We start from the raw sequence: 16,980 nt of genomic DNA on the forward strand, positions 1-16,980 counted from the left end.
TGACAAGGCCGCGCGTTGCCGCTTTTGCTCACGAGGGAAGTGCGCGGATGGCGTCTGCTGCGCAGACAACTGCCTGATGTTGTGTTATACATCTCGTATAACGGAGGGGTTGCCAATGAAGGAGCGCAGCAAACCAGAGGCCGATGGCGCGACGGTTCTCCAGATTCGTAAGATCGGCAACTCTCTCGGTCTTATCCTACCGAAGGAGTTATTGGCGCAGCTTGGCTTTTCCGAGGGCGATCAGCTCGAGGTGGTCAGGCAGCCCGAGGGTGGAGTCAAACTGCAGCGGCATGACGATCAGCATGCCCGGGCAATGGCGATCGCGCGGCAGGTCATGAAGGACTACGCCAATACAATGCGCGAGCTTGCTAAGTGAGCGAGCCGCTCTGGTTGTCGGTCGAATTGATCCGGGACATCCATGCCGAACAGCTTGCGATTTATGGCGGGCCGGAAGGCATCCGTGATCTGGGGCTGCTCGCGTCGGCGCTTGCCCGTCCTATCAACCGTTTTGCTTATGGCGAGACCGATATGGCGGCTCTCGCTGCTGCCTATGCCTTCGGATTGGCGCGGAACCATCCGTTCGTCGATGGCAACAAGCGCGCCGCCTTCCTTGCGATGATGACGTTCCTGCGCCTGAACGGCATTCCTTTTGCGCCGGCGGACGCGATGGCCGCTGCCGCCATTCTGGCGCTAGCCGCCAGCGAGGTCGACGAAGGAGGGCTGACACGCTGGATCCGCGACAACTGGCCCAAGGATATGCCTGCATGACCACCCCCATCTGGATCGAGGCCGCGATCAATGGACCCTGGGGCAAGGAGCGTCAGCCCGGCATTCCGATTGCCATTCCCGACATCGTCGCGGACGGCATTGCGGCGGTCGAGGCGGGGGCGGCGATCGTGCATCTTCATGTCTACGACATCGAGACCGGTCGCCAGCGCGACGATTGGCAGCTTTATGCCCGGGCGATCGAAGGCATTCGCGCCAAGGTCGACGCCATCGTCTACCCGACCATCCCGATCCTCGGCTCGGGCTATGCCGGCGACATGCTCGGCTCCGGCCGCTACACCCATCTGGAGGAGCTCGCCAAGCGCGGCCTGGTCGAATGGGGCGTGCTCGACCCCGGCTCCTGCAACTGGACGACCTTCGCCGGCATTCCCGGCGGCGAGCCCGGCTTCATCTATCAGAACCCAGGCGAGCATATCCGCGAGGGCATGGCGGTGGCCCATGCCCACAAGATCCATCCGAGCTATGCGATTTATGAGCCCGGCTTCACGCGATTGGGCGCGGCGCTGGCCAAGGCCTATCCGGGGCTGCCGACGCCGATCTATCGCCTGATGTTCTCCGACGCTTTCGCCTGGGGCTTTCCGCCCAAGGTCTATGCGCTCGAGGCGCATCTCGCGCTCTTGGCCGAGGATGCTCCCGGCGCTCCGGTGATGATCGCGGGACTCGGTGTCGATCTCTCGGGTTTGATCGGGCCGGCCGTGGCATGCGGCGTCCATGTTCGGGCGGGGCTTGAGGATGCGCATTTCGGCTGCACCAGGACGAATGCGGAACTTGTGGCGGAAACGCTGAAGCTGGTCGAGGCGGCCGGCGGGCGTGCCGCGAGCGTAGTCGAGGTACGGGCGGATCTGGCGGCGCGGCGTTAACGCCGCGGGCAAAGCAGCAGTTTTTGCCGGGCAGAGGTAATTCCTGCCCGGGTGGCCTGACGACGCATCCATAGTTATCAAGACCTTAAAGCTGGCATGGTCCCTGCTCCGGAGCGTCGAACGCCATCTCCGGAGAGCCGCGATGTCCACAACCATCGGCGCCAGTGCCTCCTTGCTTCTGAATTACACCCGCAGCGGGCAGGCGGTGCTCGACGCGCAGCCCTCGCTTGCGCAGTTGCTCAGCGAGGATGCGACGACGGGTTCGCAACTCCCCGCGTCGGCGACCGTTGCCCTGTCTGACGAAGCCAAGGCCTATCTCGCCCGGACCTCGGCATCGACCACGACCGATTCCGGCGCGACCCTCGCTTCCCGCGCTGGGAATGCGCGGCAGTGGTTCGATCAGCAATATCAATCGCTCGGCATTTCCTCGGCGCTGATCGGCGGCAAGGTCGCGGTCGATCTGACCGGCCAGAGCCGCGCCACCCTGTCGGCCGTAGCCTCAAATGCCCAGGGGCTTTTCTCCAGGGACGAGAGCGCGGCCGCGGCGACGGCGCTGCAATCACGCTTCGACGCAGCGCTGACACCGTATGCCGTTGTCGCTCGGCATACCGGGAACTATGCCGGCCTCTACGACGCCGCCCTGAACTATGTGAATGCGGCTGGTCCCGACGAACAGGCGACGAAAGCCTGGCAGGACCAGAAACAGGCGCTGGTCGAGGGCGCTGCTGCGGCACGCGCGAACCCCGGCAAAGCGCCCGAGACCAAGAATGCGGCCGATCCCATCCAGGCGCTGCTCGGCAAGGCCTCGACCGGTGGGACCAGCACGCCGCAGACCAGCATCGCGGCGGTGGCCGCCAATGCGCGCGCGCTGCTCGATGCGCAGGCCGACAGCGCCAAGGACAAGGGTACCAAGCTGGTCTTCGACGATTCGGACAAGACCGGGCAGCAGGTCGATTTCACCGCTTTCGACAACCGGTCGCTGGCAGCGATCACGCTCAACCAGGGCTCGGCTTTCTCGGCTGGGGAGATCCGTGCCGCCAAGGCCGAGCTCGACCAACGCAACCGCGCAAGCGTGCTCGATACGTTGAAGGCGACATCCGGCGGCAGCGACAGCGCGAGCGCAAGCCTCGCCCTCGTCAACCGATACACCGCCATGAGCACCGAGGAGAAAGCTGCGCTCGGGATCAGCGACCGCTTCACCAGCCAGCTGGTCCAGACCTATCAAAGCATCCAGGCGACTCAGGGGCGGCTGGGCGGCAATGCCTCGCAGGGGCTGGCCGGCTATCTCTGATCGGCAAGTGCAGCAGAGACGCGCCTCTCGCGACTGAGACGATCGGCTGCACTGGCGTTCGCGCCGCGCCGGCCTACATGGGGATGACAACCACCAGAACGGTCCGTCACGCCCCATGTCCGACCACGACAGCGAAGCCAACCGCTTTTCCGCCCGCGCCGCGCGCTATGCTCGCGTCGGGGCCAATGTCGGCGGGGTCGCGGCGCGCATCGCCGGTACGCGGTTGTTCGGGCTGGATGGCCGTAACGCCAGCAATGCCGAGGCGCTGGCCAAGGCGCTGGGCGGGCTGAAGGGCCCGATCATGAAGGTGGCGCAACTCGTCGCCACGATTCCCGACGTAGTGCCGCCGGAATACGCCGCCGAATTGCAGAAGCTGCAATCGCAGGCGCCGCCGATGGGCGCGGCTTTCGTCAAGCGCCGGATGATGGCCGAGCTCGGGCCGCAATGGCGCGAGCGTTTCGCCGAGTTCGATCTGAAGCCGGCGGCGGCGGCCTCGCTGGGGCAGGTGCACCGCGCCACCACGCTTGAGGGCGTCGCGCTCGCCTGCAAGCTGCAATATCCCGATATGGAATCGGCCGTGGAGGCCGACATCTCCCAGCTCGGCATCCTGTTCGCCTTGCACCGGCGGATGGACCCGGTGATCGACACGACCGAGATCGCCAAGGAGATCGGCGCCAGGGTGCGCGAGGAGCTCGATTACATTCGCGAGGCGAAGCATATCGCGCTCTACCAGGAGATCCTGACTGACACGCCGGAGGTGCGGGTACCCCGGCTCGAAGCCTCGCTGTCGACGCGCAGGCTCCTGACCATGCATTGGCTCGAGGGCAGCCCGATCCTGTCCCATAAGCAGGACGACCAGGAGGCGCGCGACCGCATCTCGACCGCGATGTTCAAAGCCTGGTGGCGGCCCTTCAGCCATCATGGCGTCATCCATGGCGATCCGCATCTGGGGAACTACACCGTTTTTTCAGAGGGTGACGCGCCGGCCGGCATCAACCTGCTCGACTATGGCTGCATCCGCATCTTCCCGCCGAGCTTCGTCGGCGGCGTGGTCGATCTCTATCGCGGCCTGCTCGAGGGCGACGCCGCCCGTGTCGTCCATGCCTATGAGACCTGGGGCTTCAAGGGGCTGACCAAGGATCTCGTCGACACGCTGAACATCTGGGCGCGCTTCATCTACGGGCCGCTGCTGGAGGATCGGACGCGCCGCATTGCCGAAGGCGTCAGCCCGGCCGAGTACGGTCGGAAGCAGGCCTTCCAGGTGCATCAGGCCCTGAAGCAGCGTGGGCCGGTGACCGTGCCGCGCGAATTCGTCTTCATGGACCGGGCCGCGATCGGGCTCGGCGGCGTCTTCCTGCATCTCGACGCCGAGCTGAATTTCCATCGCCTGTTCGAGGCGGAGATCGAGGGGTTTTCGGTGGAGACGGTAACGTCGAAGCAGAGACAAGCGCTTGTCTCTGCTGGATTAAAGGGGGAGGCCTGACCCGTTCAGTTGCCGCCTCCTCCAACGTCGCTTTCGCCGGTGAACGAAGCGCGCGTGCCGTCCTCATTGTAGCCGCCAGCATGGCGCCGACGCCAAGCCGCGATGTCCTCGTCATCGCGTTTCGTTTGCTCACGCGCTTCAGCGAACCAGCGCTTGCCCTTCTCGATCAGCGCTGCGGCATCAGCCTCGGCGCGTTCAAGCTCGCCCTCGGGCGATTGTGGAATAGGGCTCATTCGACCTCTCTGCCAATGCGCTGCCGAAGGCTATCTGGAATTCCTCTGCGAAAACTTGATGCGACCCACGAATCCAGGCTGTTTCAAACGAGCAAGCCGCTGTTCGGATTTGACCGCGCGCTGAGGAGGCATCAGTTCCATCGCGGCATATGAGTTTTTTGCCATTTAAATCGATTTACATGGCCTCTTTGTCGAGCTAGAGCGGCGCCCAGCTTGGCTTCTGGCTTTCCTAGGGGCAGGCCGGAGCGGGGCGTCCGTTGCCGACCTCACGCGGGTGCGCTACAGGCTTTGGAACCGTCTTGTTATCTTCAGGATCAGACCATGGCCGATCACGGGCATCACGCCACCGACATTCCGCAGATGGACTACGCCGAGCATGAGCGGACCTATCAGGGCTTCATGCATTTCGCCGAGGTCGGCACCGTCGCGTGCCTCGCCATCGTCGCGGCGCTGGCGGTGGGCGGCACCAAGCATGCCTGGGGTATCGCCCTCATCGGTACGCTGCTGACGCTGGTTGGCACGGCTGTCGGCATCGCATCGAAATCGCTCGCCTGGAAGGCTCCGGCCGTTCCCTTCGTGCTGATGATGGTTGCGCTCGTTCTCCTGTAAGATCCGCCTCCGCCAAGCCTGAAAGGCCTCGCCCTGCCATGCGCATTGCTGTGCCAGCCGAAACGCAAGGGGCGGAAACCCGCGTCGCCGTGACGCCGGAGACCGTCCGCAAGTTCATCGGCCTCGGGGCCGAAATCGTGGTCGAGAAGGGCGCCGGGCTCGCTTCCGGCATCAATGACGCCGATTATGAGGCGGCTGGCGCAAGCATCGCCAAGAACGCCAAGGAAGCGCTCAAGGGCGCGGCGATCGTGCTCAAGGTGCGCCGCCCGGCCGAAACCGAGATCGCTGGCCTTCCCTCCGGCGCGCTCGTCGTCGGCATCATGGACCCCTATGGCAATGAGGCTGCGGTCGAGGCCCTGGCCAAGGCCAAGGTCGCGGCCTTCGCGATGGAGTTCATGCCGCGCATCACCCGCGCGCAGGTCATGGACGTGCTTTCCTCGCAGGCCAACCTCGCCGGCTATCGCGCGGTGATCGACGGCGCGGCCGAATATGGCCGGGCGCTGCCGATGATGATGACGGCAGCCGGCACGGTTCCCGCCGCGCGCATCTTCATCATGGGTGTCGGCGTTGCCGGACTGCAGGCGATCGCGACGGCGCGGCGCCTTGGCGCGATCGTGACCGCGACCGATGTGCGCCCCGCCACCAAGGAGCAGGTCGAATCGCTCGGCGCGAAGTTCCTGGCCGTCGAGGATGACGAGTTCAAGCAGGCGCAGACGGCCGGCGGCTACGCCAAGGAAATGTCCAAGGAATACCAGGCCAAGCAGGCCGAGCTGACGGCGAGCCACATCGCCAAGCAGGACATCGTCATCACCACGGCGCTGATCCCGGGGCGTCCCGCACCGAAGCTGATCTCCAAGGCGATGGTCGAGAGCATGAAGGCTGGTTCCGTGATCGTCGATCTCGCGGTCGAGCGCGGCGGCAATTGCGAACTCGCCAAGCCCGGCGAAATCGCGGTTACGCCCAATGGCGTCAAGATCGTCGGCCATCTCAACGTGCCCGGCCGCCTGGCCGCGACCTCGTCGCAGCTCTACGCCAAGAACCTCTTCGCCTTCGTCGAGACGCTGATCGACAAGGACACGAAGGCGCTTGCGGTGAACTGGGACGACGAATTGGTGAAGGCGACCGCCTTGACCAAGGACGGCGCGGTGATCCATCCGAATTTCGCGCCGAAGCCTGCGCCTGTCGTCGAGGGGAGCGTCTAACATGGCCAATCCGACACCCGAACAGGCGCTCGAACAGGCCCGCTCCGCCGCCGTGCTGGCGAAGCAGGCGGCTGAGCTCGCCGAGAAATACGCCGAGCAGGCCGCCGCGGCGGCAAGCGTCGCGACAGGCGTCGATCCGACGGTGTTTCGCCTCGCGATCTTCGTCCTCGCCGTCTTCGTCGGCTATTACGTGGTCTGGTCGGTGACGCCGGCGCTGCACACGCCGCTGATGTCGGTCACCAATGCGATCTCCTCTGTCATCGTCGTCGGCGCGCTGCTCGCGGTCGGCGTCCAGGCCGCCCCGGCGCTGGGCGACGGCCCGGTCTGGGCCAAGCTCTTCGGCTTCGTGGCGCTGATCCTGGCTTCGGTGAACATCTTCGGCGGCTTCCTCGTCACCGAGCGCATGCTTTCGATGTACAAGAAGAAGGGCTGAGCGCCGATGGCCGCCAATCTCTCCGCCCTGCTTTACGTCGTCTCCGGCGTCCTGTTCATCATGGCCCTGCGGGGCCTGTCGCACCCGACCACCTCCCGCCAGGGCAATTTCTACGGCATGATCGGGATGGGCATCGCCATCCTGACGACCGTGGTGTTCTTTCCGCCGTCGGGCTTCTCCGGTTGGTTCCTGGTCGTGCTGGGCATCGCCATCGGCGGCGGCATCGGCGCCTTTATGGCCCGGCGCGTTCAGATGACGCAGATGCCGCAGCTCGTGGCCTTCTTCCACTCGCTGGTGGGTCTGGCGGCGGTGCTGGTCGCCGCGGCCGCGCTCTATGCTCCGAGCGCCTTCGGCATCGGCGAGGCCGGCCATATCCATGGCGGCAGCCTGTTCGAGATGGGGCTCGGCGTCGCCATCGGCGCGATCACCTTCACCGGTTCGATCATCGCCTTCCTCAAGCTCGACGGGCGCATGAGCGGCAAGCCGATCATGCTGCCGCAGCGCCATGGCATCAATATCGGGCTCGGTGTCGCGCTCGTCGTGCTGCTGCTGGTCTTCATCAAGACCGAGAGCCATGTCGTGTTCTGGCTGATCGTGCTGGTCTCGTTCGCGCTCGGCGTGCTCCTGATCATCCCGATCGGCGGCGCGGACATGCCCGTCGTCGTTTCGATGCTGAACTCCTATTCCGGTTGGGCTGCTGCAGGCATCGGCTTCACGCTCGGCAACATGGCGCTGATCATTACCGGCGCGCTGGTCGGATCGTCGGGCGCGATTCTGTCCTACATCATGTGCAAGGCAATGAACCGGAGCTTCATCTCCGTCATCCTCGGCGGTTTCGGTGGCGACGATGCCGCGGCTGGCGCAGCTGGCGCGGTCGAGGCGAGGCCGGTCAAGCAAGGTTCTGCCGACGACGCCGCCTACATCATGAAGAATGCCGCCAAGGTCATCATCGTGCCCGGCTACGGCATGGCGGTGGCGCAGGCCCAGCACACGCTGCGCGAGATGGCCGATCTGCTGAAGAAGGAGGGCGTCGAGGTGAAATACGCCATCCATCCGGTGGCGGGCCGCATGCCTGGCCATATGAACGTGCTGCTGGCCGAAGCCAACGTGCCCTATGACGAGGTCTTCGAGCTCGAGGACATCAACTCGGAGTTCGGCCAGGCCGACGTCGCCTTCGTCATCGGCGCCAACGACGTCACCAACCCCGCCGCGAAGACCGACAAGTCTTCGCCGATCTATGGCATGCCGATCCTCGATGTCGAGAAGGCCAAGACCGTGCTCTTCATTAAGCGCGGCATGGCGGCCGGCTATGCCGGCGTCGAGAACGAGCTGTTCTTCAGGCCCAACACGATGATGCTGTTCGGCGATGCCAAGAAGGTCACCGACGACATCGTCAAGGCGATGGCGCACTGACGCTGCCGCGCGGGCATCACAATGCTGCAAAGGGCCGGCTTCATGCCGGCCCTTTTCGTATGGAGTTCTTCTCTCGTTGGGGTTCTTGCGGTGACACTCTCCATCCGCCCGATGCTGGCGAGCGACAGGCCCGCCGTGCTGGCTCTGCTGCTCGAACTGACGGCCCATGAGGCGATGCTGAGCGCGGAGCGCGCGACGGGGCCCGCTGCTGCCGCAGCCTGCCTCAGTGACGATGCGGAAAAGGCCGCCGAGCATGGCGGCGCCCAGATCGTTGTCCAGCGGGGGGATGAGGTCGTCGGCTATCTGGCGCTGCGGCTCGGGCGCATCGGCCCCTTCGTGCATGAGTATTTGCGCGACCATGTCTATATCGAGAACATCGTGGTCGCGGCGGCTTGCCGGGGAACCGGGATCGGGCAGCTCCTGCTGGCGGAGGCGGAGCGTTTTGCCCGCGAGGCCGGCTGCAAGGCGCTCCATCTCAGCGTCCTGGAGGGCAACGATATGGCGCTGACCGCCTATCGCCGCGCCGGCTTCGGCAGTTTCGCGCTGGAAATGGCCAAGGTTCTCGATTGAGCGTCGCGAGACCGCCATGGTGGCGGGGGAGGATGATCGCATGAAACTGCTCGGCCGCCTCCTGCTTGTTGCCTGCGCGCTCTATCTCGCTGGACTGGCCGTCCTCTTCGTCAGGCAGCGCGACCTGATGTATCCGCGCGATCCGGTGCGTGCCGATATTGCTTCAGCGAAGCTGCCGGGCGCGGTGGAGGTTCCGCTGACGACGGCCGATGGCGAGAGGCTGGTGGCCTGGCTCGTGCCGCCACGCGCGGGCAAGCCCGTGCTGCTGTTCTTCCACGGCAATGCCGGCAATTTCGACAGGCCGATCCGCCAGGCCCGTTTCCGGGCGCTGACGGAGGACGGCACCGGCCTCCTCGCGGTGAATTATCGCGGCTATGGCGGCTCGACCGGCAGCCCGACGGAGGAGGGCCTCCATCTCGATGCGCGCGCCGCCTATGGCGAGGCGGCGGAGCGCTTCGGCGCGGCGCGGCTGGTCGGCTACGGCGAATCGCTGGGCACCGGCGTCGTGCTGCAGCTCGCGGCGGAGGTCCCGCTCTCGGCGGTCATCCTGGAGGCGCCCTATCTCTCGACGGCCGCGGTGGCGCAGGAGATCTATCCTTACGTGCCGATCCGGCTCGTGATGCTGGATCAGTTCCGCTCGGAGGCGGTGATCGGGCGGGTGCGTGCGCCGCTGCTCGTGCTGCATGGCGAGCGCGACCGCGTGATCCCGTTCAGGCAGGGGCAGGCGCTTTACGAGATGGCGAACCCGCCCAAGCGCTTCATCCGCTTTCCGGCGGGCCACCATGAGGATCTCCCGAACTGGGGCTCAGTGCCCGAGATCCGGCGTTTCCTCGCGGATATGGCGAGCGGCGCTCTGGCGGGCGCTGAGAGCCGCACGATCGAATAGGGGCGGCTCAGCTCCGGAACAGGCCGCCGCCCAGCCCACCGCCGCCGAGGCGCGATTGGCCGGCGCGGGCGGTTGTGTTGTTGCCGTCGAGGCTCAGCGCGCGCTGATAGCTCTCGCTGGCTTCCGCCTTCTTGCCGAGCTTCTCATAGGCCAGACCGCGCCCGGCCCAGGCCTCGGCGTTGCGGTTGTCGACATTGAGCGAGGCGGTGAAGTCCTCGAGCGCGGCATCATATTTGCCGACCGCGATCAGGCTCTGGCCGCGCGCGGTGTAGGGCGGGGCGTTGTAGGGGTTACGGTCGATCACCGAGTCGAAATCGGAGATCGCGTACTGATGCTGGCCTTCCTTCTGGTAGACCAGCCCGCGGGCATGGAAAGCCTCGGCGGATTCGGGGTTCAGGCGGATCGCGGTGTTGAGGTCGGCCAGCGCCTGCTGGCTGTTGCCCTGCTGGCGCAGAAGATTGGCGCGCCCGACATAGGCCGGCCCGTAATTCGGATTGGCGGTGGTGGCGCGGTTGAAATCGGCAAGGGCTGAGTCGTTGCGCCCGCTCTGGCGCAGAGCCAGCGCGCGATTGGTGTAGGCCGAGGCGAGGTTCGGGTCGATCTGCACCGCCTTGGTGAAGTCGGAGATGGCGTCCGAGAAGCGGCCGACCCGGGCATAAGCCGCGCCGCGCGTGTTGTAGGCGTTGGGGTCGTTCGGGTTGCGGGAGATGACCTCACTCAGCGAGCCGATGTTCACGCTCGCATCGGCGGATGAGTTGGTGTCGATTTCCGCCACCGCTGGCTGAGAGCCGAGATTGGAGACGGTATCGCAGCCGGCCAACGCCAAGGTGATGCTCGCTGCGGCCAGCCAGTTCCTGCCGCGATCCATGCTTTGCTTCATCGGTCCTGGTTTCCGTGCCTTGCCTGTCGCACGCGGCAGGCTTGCCGTTCGCGACCTGATTGCGCCCCCCAACCGACAGCGCGTTCCGAAAGAAACAACGCCTGCATTGTGCCAAGACTTGGTTAACGGCGCTCGAAAAGCAACAGCGCCCGGAGCAGGCTCCAGGCGCGGTTGGGTCTGTCGGTCTTGCCCAGCGGCGGCCGATGCCACCGCGCGCAGGAAAATCAGGGGCGCTTGGGCTTCACCGGCGCGGGCAGCAGGCCTTCGCGCTGCAGCTTCTTGCGCATCAGCTTGCGGGCGCGGCGCACGGCCTCGGCCTTCTCGCGTGCCTTCTTCTCGGAAGGCTTCTCGTAATGGCCGCGAAGCTTCATCTCGCGGAAAACGCCTTCGCGCTGAAGCTTCTTCTTGAGAGCGCGGAGAGCCTGATCGACATTGTTGTCGCGAACGAGAACCTGCACGTGAGTGTCCGTCTTTAGCGGGTTGGTCTAAAAAGTCGGGCGAGCGGGCCTGCCAAGCAGGTCGCTCGAAGGATCGTGCGGATAACAGAAATCAATCCGGCTGTCCACGCCGCGATGCAGCGAAAATGCTGGGAAAATCGGGCTTCGCGCGGCTTTGCACTCTGAAATCTGAATCCGCCTCTCATCCAAAAGTGAGAGCAGGTTCAATGCGAAAAACCGGTGCCCGGTTTTTCGCATCCTGCTCGGGTTCAGGCTTTTTCGGGTGTGACCCGCGTGACATGGCCCATTTTGCGGCCCGGACGGGCGTCGCGCTTGCCGTAGAGATGCAGATGCGCGCCGGGCTCGGCCAGGAGATCGCGCCAGCGCAAGGCCGCATCGCCGATCAGATTCTCCATCTCGACGCGGCCGCGCCGGGCCGCCGAGCCGAGCGGGAAGCCGCAGACGGCCCGGACATGCTGGTGGAATTGCGAGGTCTGCGCGCCCTCGCTGGTCCAATGTCCGGAATTATGCACGCGCGGGGCGATCTCGTTGACGATCACGCGCTCGGCCGCGCCCTCGCCGACCACGAACATCTCGACCGCGAAGACGCCGATATAGCCCAGCGCGTCGCCGATCTGGCGCGCGGCTGCGATGGCGGCCGCGCCAGTGTTCGGTGAAAGCTGTGCCGGTATGCGAGTGAAGGCGAGGATATGGTCGCGATGCTCGTTCTCGCAGACGTCGAAGGCGGCGAATGCACCGTCGGAGCCGCGCGCGGCGACGACCGAAACCTCGCGCGTGAAGGGCACGAAGCCTTCCAGAATCGCGGAGAAATGGCCGATCGCCTCATAAGCTTCCGCAAGGTCGCTTCCGGCGGCGATCTTGACCTGACCCTTACCGTCATAGCCGAAGCGTCGCGTCTTCAGGATGCTGGGGCGGCCGAGATCGGTGACGGCGGCTTCGAGATCAGCCAGCGAATCGACGGCGCGGAACGGCGCCACAGTCAGGCCCAGGCCCGCGACGAAGCTCTTCTCACTGAGCCGGTCCTGCGTCACCGCGAGCGCGCGCGCTCCGGGGTGCAGCGGTGTGCGGGCGGCGAGGAAGGCTGCGGTCGCGGCCGGCACGTTCTCGAATTCATAGGTCACGACGTCGACCGCATCGGCGAAGCGCGCCAGCGCAGCTTCATCCTCATAGTCGCCGACGGTATGGCGGGCCGCGACGTCGAAGGCCGGGCTGTCGGGCTCCGGCGCGAAGATATGGGCGCGGATGCCGAGATCGGCGGCGGCGAGCGCGAGCATGCGGGCGAGCTGGCCGCCGCCCAGGATGCCGAGCATGGCGCCGGGCGCAAGGCCGCTGGAATCGGGCGTGCTCATTTTTCGTCCTTCGCGGGGCGCGTCTCGTCCTTCACCGGATGCTCGGCGATCGCGGCGCTCTGGCGGGCGCGGTAGGCGTCGAGGCGCTTAGCGAGCGCCTCGTCGCTGAGTGCGAGCACGGCAGCGGCGAGGAGAGCGGCGTTGATCGCGCCGGCGCGGCCGATGGCGAGCGTGCCGACCGGGATGCCGGCCGGCATCTGCACGATCGAGAGCAGGCTGTCCTGGCCCGATAATGCCTTGGATTCGACAGGTACGCCGAAGACGGGCAGGGGGGTCAGGGAGGCGGTCATGCCCGGCAGATGAGCTGCGCCGCCGGCGCCTGCGATCACCACCTTGAAGCCTTCGGCCTTGGCGCCACGGGCGAAGGTGAACATCCGGTCGGGCGTGCGATGGGCGGAGACGATGCGCGCATCATAGGTGATGGCGAGCGCGTCCAGCGTCTCGGCGGCATGGCGCATCGTCGCCCAGTCGGACTGGCTGCCCATGATGATGGCGACGGCGGGGCTGGTCTGGGCCATGAAACGGATCGCTTCCGGAACTTCGCGGCAGAAAGAGCCTGATGTTACCCGAAAACCGGGATCCGCTTTTCGCTAGGGCGGACCTTCGGCTCGGCATCCTGCTCCGAGGACAAGGAAGCGCGCGATCTAGACCACGCAACGCTGCGGAAGCAAGCGGCGAATCGCCATTATCCTTGCTCAGGCGATGATATCGGGGGTTAAAGCGTCCTCGATCTGGGCGATGCGATCCTTCAGATAGAGCTTGCGCTTCTTCAGGCGCTGCACCTGGATCTGGTTGACTGCGCCGACCCGCTCCAGCGCGTCGATGGCGCTGTCGAGGTCGCGATGCTCCTCGCGCAGTCGCGCCAGTTCCGTGGTGAAGGCCTCGACCTCGTCAGGGCTGAGCTCGAATCCCATTAAGAGCTCCTGACAGGGCCTGAGGCGGTCTCGACGCCGGCAATTCGTTTGATCCGCCAGGAGCGACGTGAAGCCGATACCGTTGGTATCGGCAAGCGGCGCGACGCCGCGGGCAGGCGAACTCCCGGCGCCGAAGGCGGGTTTTGGAGGGCCGTCTGCGGCGTCGAGATCTGCTCGCCGATACCAACGGTATCGGCTGCGCGCTTCTCCTGGCATTCGACTCCTCCAAAACCCATCGAGATCGCCTCAGGCCCTGTCAGGAGCTCTAGTCCATCTCGTGATCGCCGCAATCGGGGGCGACTATGCTGAGACGCCGCGCGCGCCGCAAGAGCGGGGAGCCTGCGGCGGAGGCAGGAGCGCATCATATTCGCGCCTTCCGAGACAGAGGCCATTCACGATCACAGAATCTCATGGTGCGGTGCGAGATTGCCCCGCAGACGTGAAGCCGGCTCTGTGTCAGACTGTCTCGTCAACCGCTCATCAGGAGGATCCAGATGTCGCTGCAGACCCATCTCGTCGAGCTCGAACGGAAGCATCGTCAACTCGAAGAAGCCATCGCGCAGGCCGTATCGAGCCCGTCCTCGGACGATCTCAGTGTGGTCGAGTTGAAGCGCAAGAAGTTGATGCTGAAGGAAGAGATCGAGCGGGTGCGGCAGACGATGCCGGACCGAACTCTGCATTGAGGGCCTAAGGCGGGCCGTCACAGCTTTGATGATGCATCAGCTTGCTCCGAAAACCGGTTCCCACTTTTCGGGCTGATGCTCTCATCAAAAAGTGAGAGCAGGATCGACGCGAAAAACCGGTTCCCACTTTTTCGCATCCTGCTCTAGCGACCCGTTCTGGAGATTCTATTTCATCAGATCAGGCCGGCCCCGAGAGGGGCCGGTTTTTCATTGGCGAAGCCCGGTGGGAAAGGCCGTTCCGGCATGCCGGTCAATCTCAGCAGGCGAAGTGCGGGAAGGCCGGAACTTCTTTCTGCATCAGATGTTGAAGGGGGCGTGTGGGAGCGAGGGAGGCTGTCTTGGGTATCGTCTGGACCATCATCGTCGGTTTCATCGCCGGCATCGTCGCAAAATTCATCATGCCAGGCCCGAACGAGCCTTCGGGCTTCGTGCTGACGACGATCCTCGGCATCATCGGGGCTTTCGTCGCGACTTATCTCGGCCAGTCGCTCGGCTGGTACGCGCCGGGCCAGGGGGCGGGGCTGATCGGTGCCATCGTCGGTGCGATCGTCGTGCTTCTGGTCTGGGGCATGGTCAGTGGCCGCAATCGCGCTGTCTGATCGCAGCGTTCTCATCCCGAAACAGGAGTTCGTGCCGTGAGTGATGACAACAGCAGCGGCGGCTTTCCGTCGATGACCGCTCTTCTCGGACTACTTGCCGTCGCCGGCTACCAGAACCGCGACAAGATCGCCGAATGGCTTGGCGGGCGAGGCCAGCCTGAGGCCGGACAAGTTCCTGACGCCAAGCAAGTCCCAGTGCCGCAGCAGGGGCAGGCCGGAGCCGCGCCTTCGGGGTATGGCGGCCTTCTGGGCAGTCTCGGCGGCCTGCTGGGTGCCGGCGGCGCCGGAGCGGTGCTCAATAGCGGGCTGGGCGAGCTCGTCGACCGCTTCAAACAGGCGGGACAAGGCGACAAGGCCGATTCCTGGGTGCAGCCGGGCCCCAACAAGGCGGTCGCGCCGGGTGATCTGGAGCAGGCTCTCGGGCCGGAGGCTCTTGACGCGATCGCGCGTCAGACCGGGCTGTCGCGCGCGGAGCTGTTGGAACGACTCGCGAAGGTGCTCCCGGAGGCGGTCGATCGCTACACGCCCGATGGCAGCCTCAGCCGCTCCCCCGCTTAAAGCGCCATTGATCGAGGCGGGCGCCGCTTCGCGGGCAGGGCTTTTCTGCCTGTTGCTCTGATGCGACTTTTTGTCCGTTCGGCTGGTTCCGGCCGAACGGAGGGGTTTGGCTTGCAGCGCTGCGATAGAGGCAGCGCAGAGTCAGAGCGCGCGCGCCATTTCGCGTAGCTTGAACTTCTGGATTTTGCCCGTCGAGGTCTTGGGCACCTCGATGAAGACCACGCTGCGCGGGCATTTGAACGAGGCTAGCAGGCCCTTGCACCAGGCGATGATCTCGGCCTCGGTCACGCTCTGTCCCGGCTTGAGTTCGATGAAGGCGCAAGGGGTCTCGCCCCATTTCTCGTCGGGCCTGGCCACCACGGCTGCCGTCTGCACGGCCGGGTGCTTGTAGAGCGCGTCCTCGACCTCGATCGAGGAGATGTTCTCGCCGCCCGAGATGATGATGTCCTTGGAGCGGTCCTTGAGCTGGATATAGCCGTCGGCATAGCGCACGCCGAGATCGCCAGTGTGGAACCAGCCGCCTTCGAAGGCCGCCTTGGTCGCCTTCGGGTTCTTGAGATAGCCCTTCATCACGACATTGCCGCGCATCATGACCTCGCCCAGCGTCGTGCCGTCATGGGGCATGGGCTCCATCGTCTCGGGATCGCGCACGTCGAGGCTTTCCAGCGCCGGGTAACGGACGCCCTGACGCGCCTTCAGCGTCGCTTGATCGGAGGCCGGCAATGCGTCCCAGTCCCGGTTCCATTCGTTGACGACTGCCGGGCCGTAGCATTCGGTCAGGCCGTAGAGATGGGTGACCTCGAAGCCGGCCTGCTTCATCGCGCCGAGCACGGCCTCGGGGGGCGGGGCCGCGGCAGTGAAGAAGGCGACCTTCTGTGGGAAGTTGCGCTGCTCCTCCGGCCGGGCATTGAGCAGCGTCGACATCACGATCGGCGCGCCGCAGAGATGGGTGACGTGGTGGTCGGCGAGCGCGTCATACATCGCCTTGGCGCGGACCTGGCGCAGGCAGACATGGGTGCCAGCCAGGATCGAGATCGTCCAGGGAAAGCACCAGCCATTGCAGTGGAACATCGGCAGCGTCCAGAGATAGACCGGGTGCCTGCCCATGCCGCCGGTGATGACGTTCGAGGTGGCGAGCAGGCTCGCGCCGCGATGATGGTAGACCACGCCCTTGGGGTCGCCGGTGGTGCCGGAGGTGTAGTTCAGCGCGATCGCGTCCCATTCGTCTGATGGCATCGCCCAGGCGAAATCGGCGTCGCCGGTCGCGAGGAAGTCCTCGTACTCGACCGTCCCGACACGCTCGCCGGGCCCGTCATAGACCGGGTCGTCATAATCGATGACGAGCGGCTTCACCGTGCACAGCGCCAGCGCCTCTTTGACCGTCCTGGAGAATTCGCGGTCAGCGATCACGACCTTGGCCTCACCATGGTCGAGCGAGAAGGCGATAATCGCGGCATCGAGCCTGGTGTTCAGCGTGTTCAGCACGGCCCCGCACATCGGCACGCCGTAATGGCATTCGAGCATGGCGGGCGTGTTGGGCAGCATGGCTGCGACGGTGTCGTTCTTGCCGATGCCGTGCTTCTGCAGCGCCGAGGCGAGGCGGCGCGAGCGGGCGTAGAACTCGGCGTAGCTGCGGCGCAGCGGGCCATGGATGATCGCGACCTGCTCGGGGAAGACGCTTGCGGCCCGCTCCAGGAAGGTCAAGGGCGTCAGCGGCTGGAAATTCGCCGGGTTGCGGTCGAGGTCGGTGTCGTAGGCGCTGATGGTCATGAT

Annotated in this window: 21 protein-coding genes; 14 read left to right on the top strand and 7 right to left on the bottom strand. The window is 65.4% G+C overall.

Annotated elements, in window-relative coordinates:
* The first annotated feature begins 115 nt into the window (after positions 1 to 115).
* The 5 genes from RMR04_RS05915 to RMR04_RS05935 all read left to right on the top strand — a co-directional run bounded on the left by RMR04_RS05915 (position 116) and on the right by RMR04_RS05935 (position 4,420).
* On the top strand, positions 116 to 376 hold the full coding sequence (locus RMR04_RS05915) for an AbrB/MazE/SpoVT family DNA-binding domain-containing protein (protein WP_311913524.1): 261 nt from the start codon (positions 116 to 118) through the stop codon (positions 374 to 376).
* Positions 373 to 768, top strand: a complete 396-nt coding sequence (locus tag RMR04_RS05920) for a type II toxin-antitoxin system death-on-curing family toxin (RefSeq protein ID WP_311913525.1) — start codon at positions 373 to 375, stop codon at positions 766 to 768. The genes RMR04_RS05915 and RMR04_RS05920 overlap by 4 nt, the downstream gene beginning before the upstream one ends.
* A complete protein-coding gene (locus RMR04_RS05925; RefSeq protein WP_311913526.1) occupies positions 765 to 1,646 on the top strand; it encodes a beta-keto acid cleavage family enzyme in 882 nt (293 codons plus the stop codon). Before RMR04_RS05920 ends, RMR04_RS05925 begins: the two co-directional genes overlap by 4 nt.
* Positions 1,647 to 1,788: 142 nt before the next feature.
* Positions 1,789 to 2,937: a hypothetical protein gene (locus RMR04_RS05930; RefSeq protein WP_311913527.1), complete on the top strand. Its 1,149-nt coding sequence runs from the start codon at positions 1,789 to 1,791 to the stop codon at positions 2,935 to 2,937.
* A gap of 115 nt (positions 2,938 to 3,052) precedes the next feature.
* Complete coding sequence (locus tag RMR04_RS05935) at positions 3,053 to 4,420, top strand: ABC1 kinase family protein (RefSeq protein ID WP_311913528.1); 1,368 nt, start codon at positions 3,053 to 3,055, stop codon at positions 4,418 to 4,420.
* Between the two features lie 5 nt (positions 4,421 to 4,425).
* On the opposite strand, the gene RMR04_RS05940 is transcribed toward RMR04_RS05935, so the two are convergent.
* A complete protein-coding gene (locus RMR04_RS05940; protein ID WP_311913529.1) occupies positions 4,426 to 4,653 on the bottom strand; it encodes a hypothetical protein in 228 nt (75 codons plus the stop codon).
* A 321-nt stretch (positions 4,654 to 4,974) separates the two neighbouring features.
* Between RMR04_RS05940 and RMR04_RS05945 the strand changes: the two genes are divergently transcribed.
* The 6 genes from RMR04_RS05945 (at position 4,975) to RMR04_RS05970 (ending at position 9,766) form a co-directional block, all read left to right on the top strand.
* Positions 4,975 to 5,262, top strand: a complete 288-nt coding sequence (locus RMR04_RS05945; protein WP_311913530.1) for an aa3-type cytochrome c oxidase subunit IV — start codon at positions 4,975 to 4,977, stop codon at positions 5,260 to 5,262.
* Positions 5,263 to 5,300: 38 nt separating this feature from the next.
* Entirely contained in the window at positions 5,301 to 6,464 is a 1,164-nt protein-coding gene (locus RMR04_RS05950) for a Re/Si-specific NAD(P)(+) transhydrogenase subunit alpha (RefSeq protein ID WP_311913531.1), read from the top strand.
* Between the two features lies 1 nt (position 6,465).
* Complete coding sequence (locus RMR04_RS05955; RefSeq protein WP_311913532.1) at positions 6,466 to 6,897, top strand: NAD(P) transhydrogenase subunit alpha part 2; 432 nt, start codon at positions 6,466 to 6,468, stop codon at positions 6,895 to 6,897.
* A gap of 6 nt (positions 6,898 to 6,903) precedes the next feature.
* On the top strand, positions 6,904 to 8,310 hold the full coding sequence (locus RMR04_RS05960; protein WP_311913533.1) for an NAD(P)(+) transhydrogenase (Re/Si-specific) subunit beta: 1,407 nt from the start codon (positions 6,904 to 6,906) through the stop codon (positions 8,308 to 8,310).
* A 90-nt stretch (positions 8,311 to 8,400) separates the two neighbouring features.
* Positions 8,401 to 8,880 carry a GNAT family N-acetyltransferase gene (locus RMR04_RS05965; RefSeq protein ID WP_311913535.1) on the top strand — a complete coding sequence of 160 codons (480 nt, stop codon included), beginning with the start codon at positions 8,401 to 8,403 and terminating at the stop codon, positions 8,878 to 8,880.
* A gap of 40 nt (positions 8,881 to 8,920) precedes the next feature.
* Positions 8,921 to 9,766, top strand: coding sequence for an alpha/beta hydrolase (locus tag RMR04_RS05970; protein ID WP_311913536.1), 846 nt, complete (start codon positions 8,921 to 8,923; stop codon positions 9,764 to 9,766).
* A gap of 7 nt (positions 9,767 to 9,773) precedes the next feature.
* On the opposite strand, the gene RMR04_RS05975 is transcribed toward RMR04_RS05970, so the two are convergent.
* The 5 genes from RMR04_RS05975 to RMR04_RS05995 form a co-directional block, all read right to left on the bottom strand.
* The gene (locus RMR04_RS05975; protein ID WP_311913537.1) at positions 9,774 to 10,646 is read right to left on the bottom strand and encodes a tetratricopeptide repeat protein; all 873 of its coding nucleotides are present in this window, start codon (positions 10,644 to 10,646) and stop codon (positions 9,774 to 9,776) included.
* 224 nt (positions 10,647 to 10,870) lie between these two features.
* Entirely contained in the window at positions 10,871 to 11,104 is a 234-nt protein-coding gene (rpsU, locus tag RMR04_RS05980; RefSeq protein WP_069693011.1) for a 30S ribosomal protein S21, read from the bottom strand.
* A 248-nt stretch (positions 11,105 to 11,352) separates the two neighbouring features.
* Positions 11,353 to 12,453: a 5-(carboxyamino)imidazole ribonucleotide synthase gene (locus RMR04_RS05985; RefSeq protein ID WP_311913538.1), complete on the bottom strand. Its 1,101-nt coding sequence runs from the start codon at positions 12,451 to 12,453 to the stop codon at positions 11,353 to 11,355.
* Positions 12,450 to 12,971: a 5-(carboxyamino)imidazole ribonucleotide mutase gene (purE, locus tag RMR04_RS05990; RefSeq protein ID WP_311913540.1), complete on the bottom strand. Its 522-nt coding sequence runs from the start codon at positions 12,969 to 12,971 to the stop codon at positions 12,450 to 12,452. Before purE ends, RMR04_RS05985 begins: the two co-directional genes overlap by 4 nt.
* A gap of 177 nt (positions 12,972 to 13,148) precedes the next feature.
* A complete protein-coding gene (locus tag RMR04_RS05995; RefSeq protein ID WP_069693008.1) occupies positions 13,149 to 13,367 on the bottom strand; it encodes a YdcH family protein in 219 nt (72 codons plus the stop codon).
* Positions 13,368 to 13,861: 494 nt separating this feature from the next.
* Between RMR04_RS05995 and RMR04_RS06000 the strand changes: the two genes are divergently transcribed.
* From RMR04_RS06000 to RMR04_RS06010, 3 genes are all read left to right on the top strand, one after another.
* A complete protein-coding gene (locus RMR04_RS06000) occupies positions 13,862 to 14,050 on the top strand; it encodes a YdcH family protein (RefSeq protein ID WP_092167646.1) in 189 nt (62 codons plus the stop codon).
* A 338-nt stretch (positions 14,051 to 14,388) separates the two neighbouring features.
* Positions 14,389 to 14,649: a GlsB/YeaQ/YmgE family stress response membrane protein gene (locus tag RMR04_RS06005; protein ID WP_311913542.1), complete on the top strand. Its 261-nt coding sequence runs from the start codon at positions 14,389 to 14,391 to the stop codon at positions 14,647 to 14,649.
* A gap of 72 nt (positions 14,650 to 14,721) precedes the next feature.
* Entirely contained in the window at positions 14,722 to 15,207 is a 486-nt protein-coding gene (locus RMR04_RS06010; protein ID WP_311916069.1) for a YidB family protein, read from the top strand.
* Positions 15,208 to 15,348: 141 nt separating this feature from the next.
* Here RMR04_RS06010 and RMR04_RS06015 read toward each other — a convergent pair whose 3' ends face one another.
* Positions 15,349 to 16,977 (bottom strand): acyl-CoA synthetase, encoded by a 1,629-nt coding sequence (locus RMR04_RS06015; protein ID WP_311913544.1) that lies wholly within the window; start codon positions 16,975 to 16,977, stop codon positions 15,349 to 15,351.
* Positions 16,978 to 16,980 lie beyond the last annotated feature (3 nt).

This window comes from Bosea sp. 685 (assembly GCF_031884435.1).
In the GTDB taxonomy this organism is placed as follows: Bacteria; Pseudomonadota; Alphaproteobacteria; order Rhizobiales; family Beijerinckiaceae; genus Allobosea.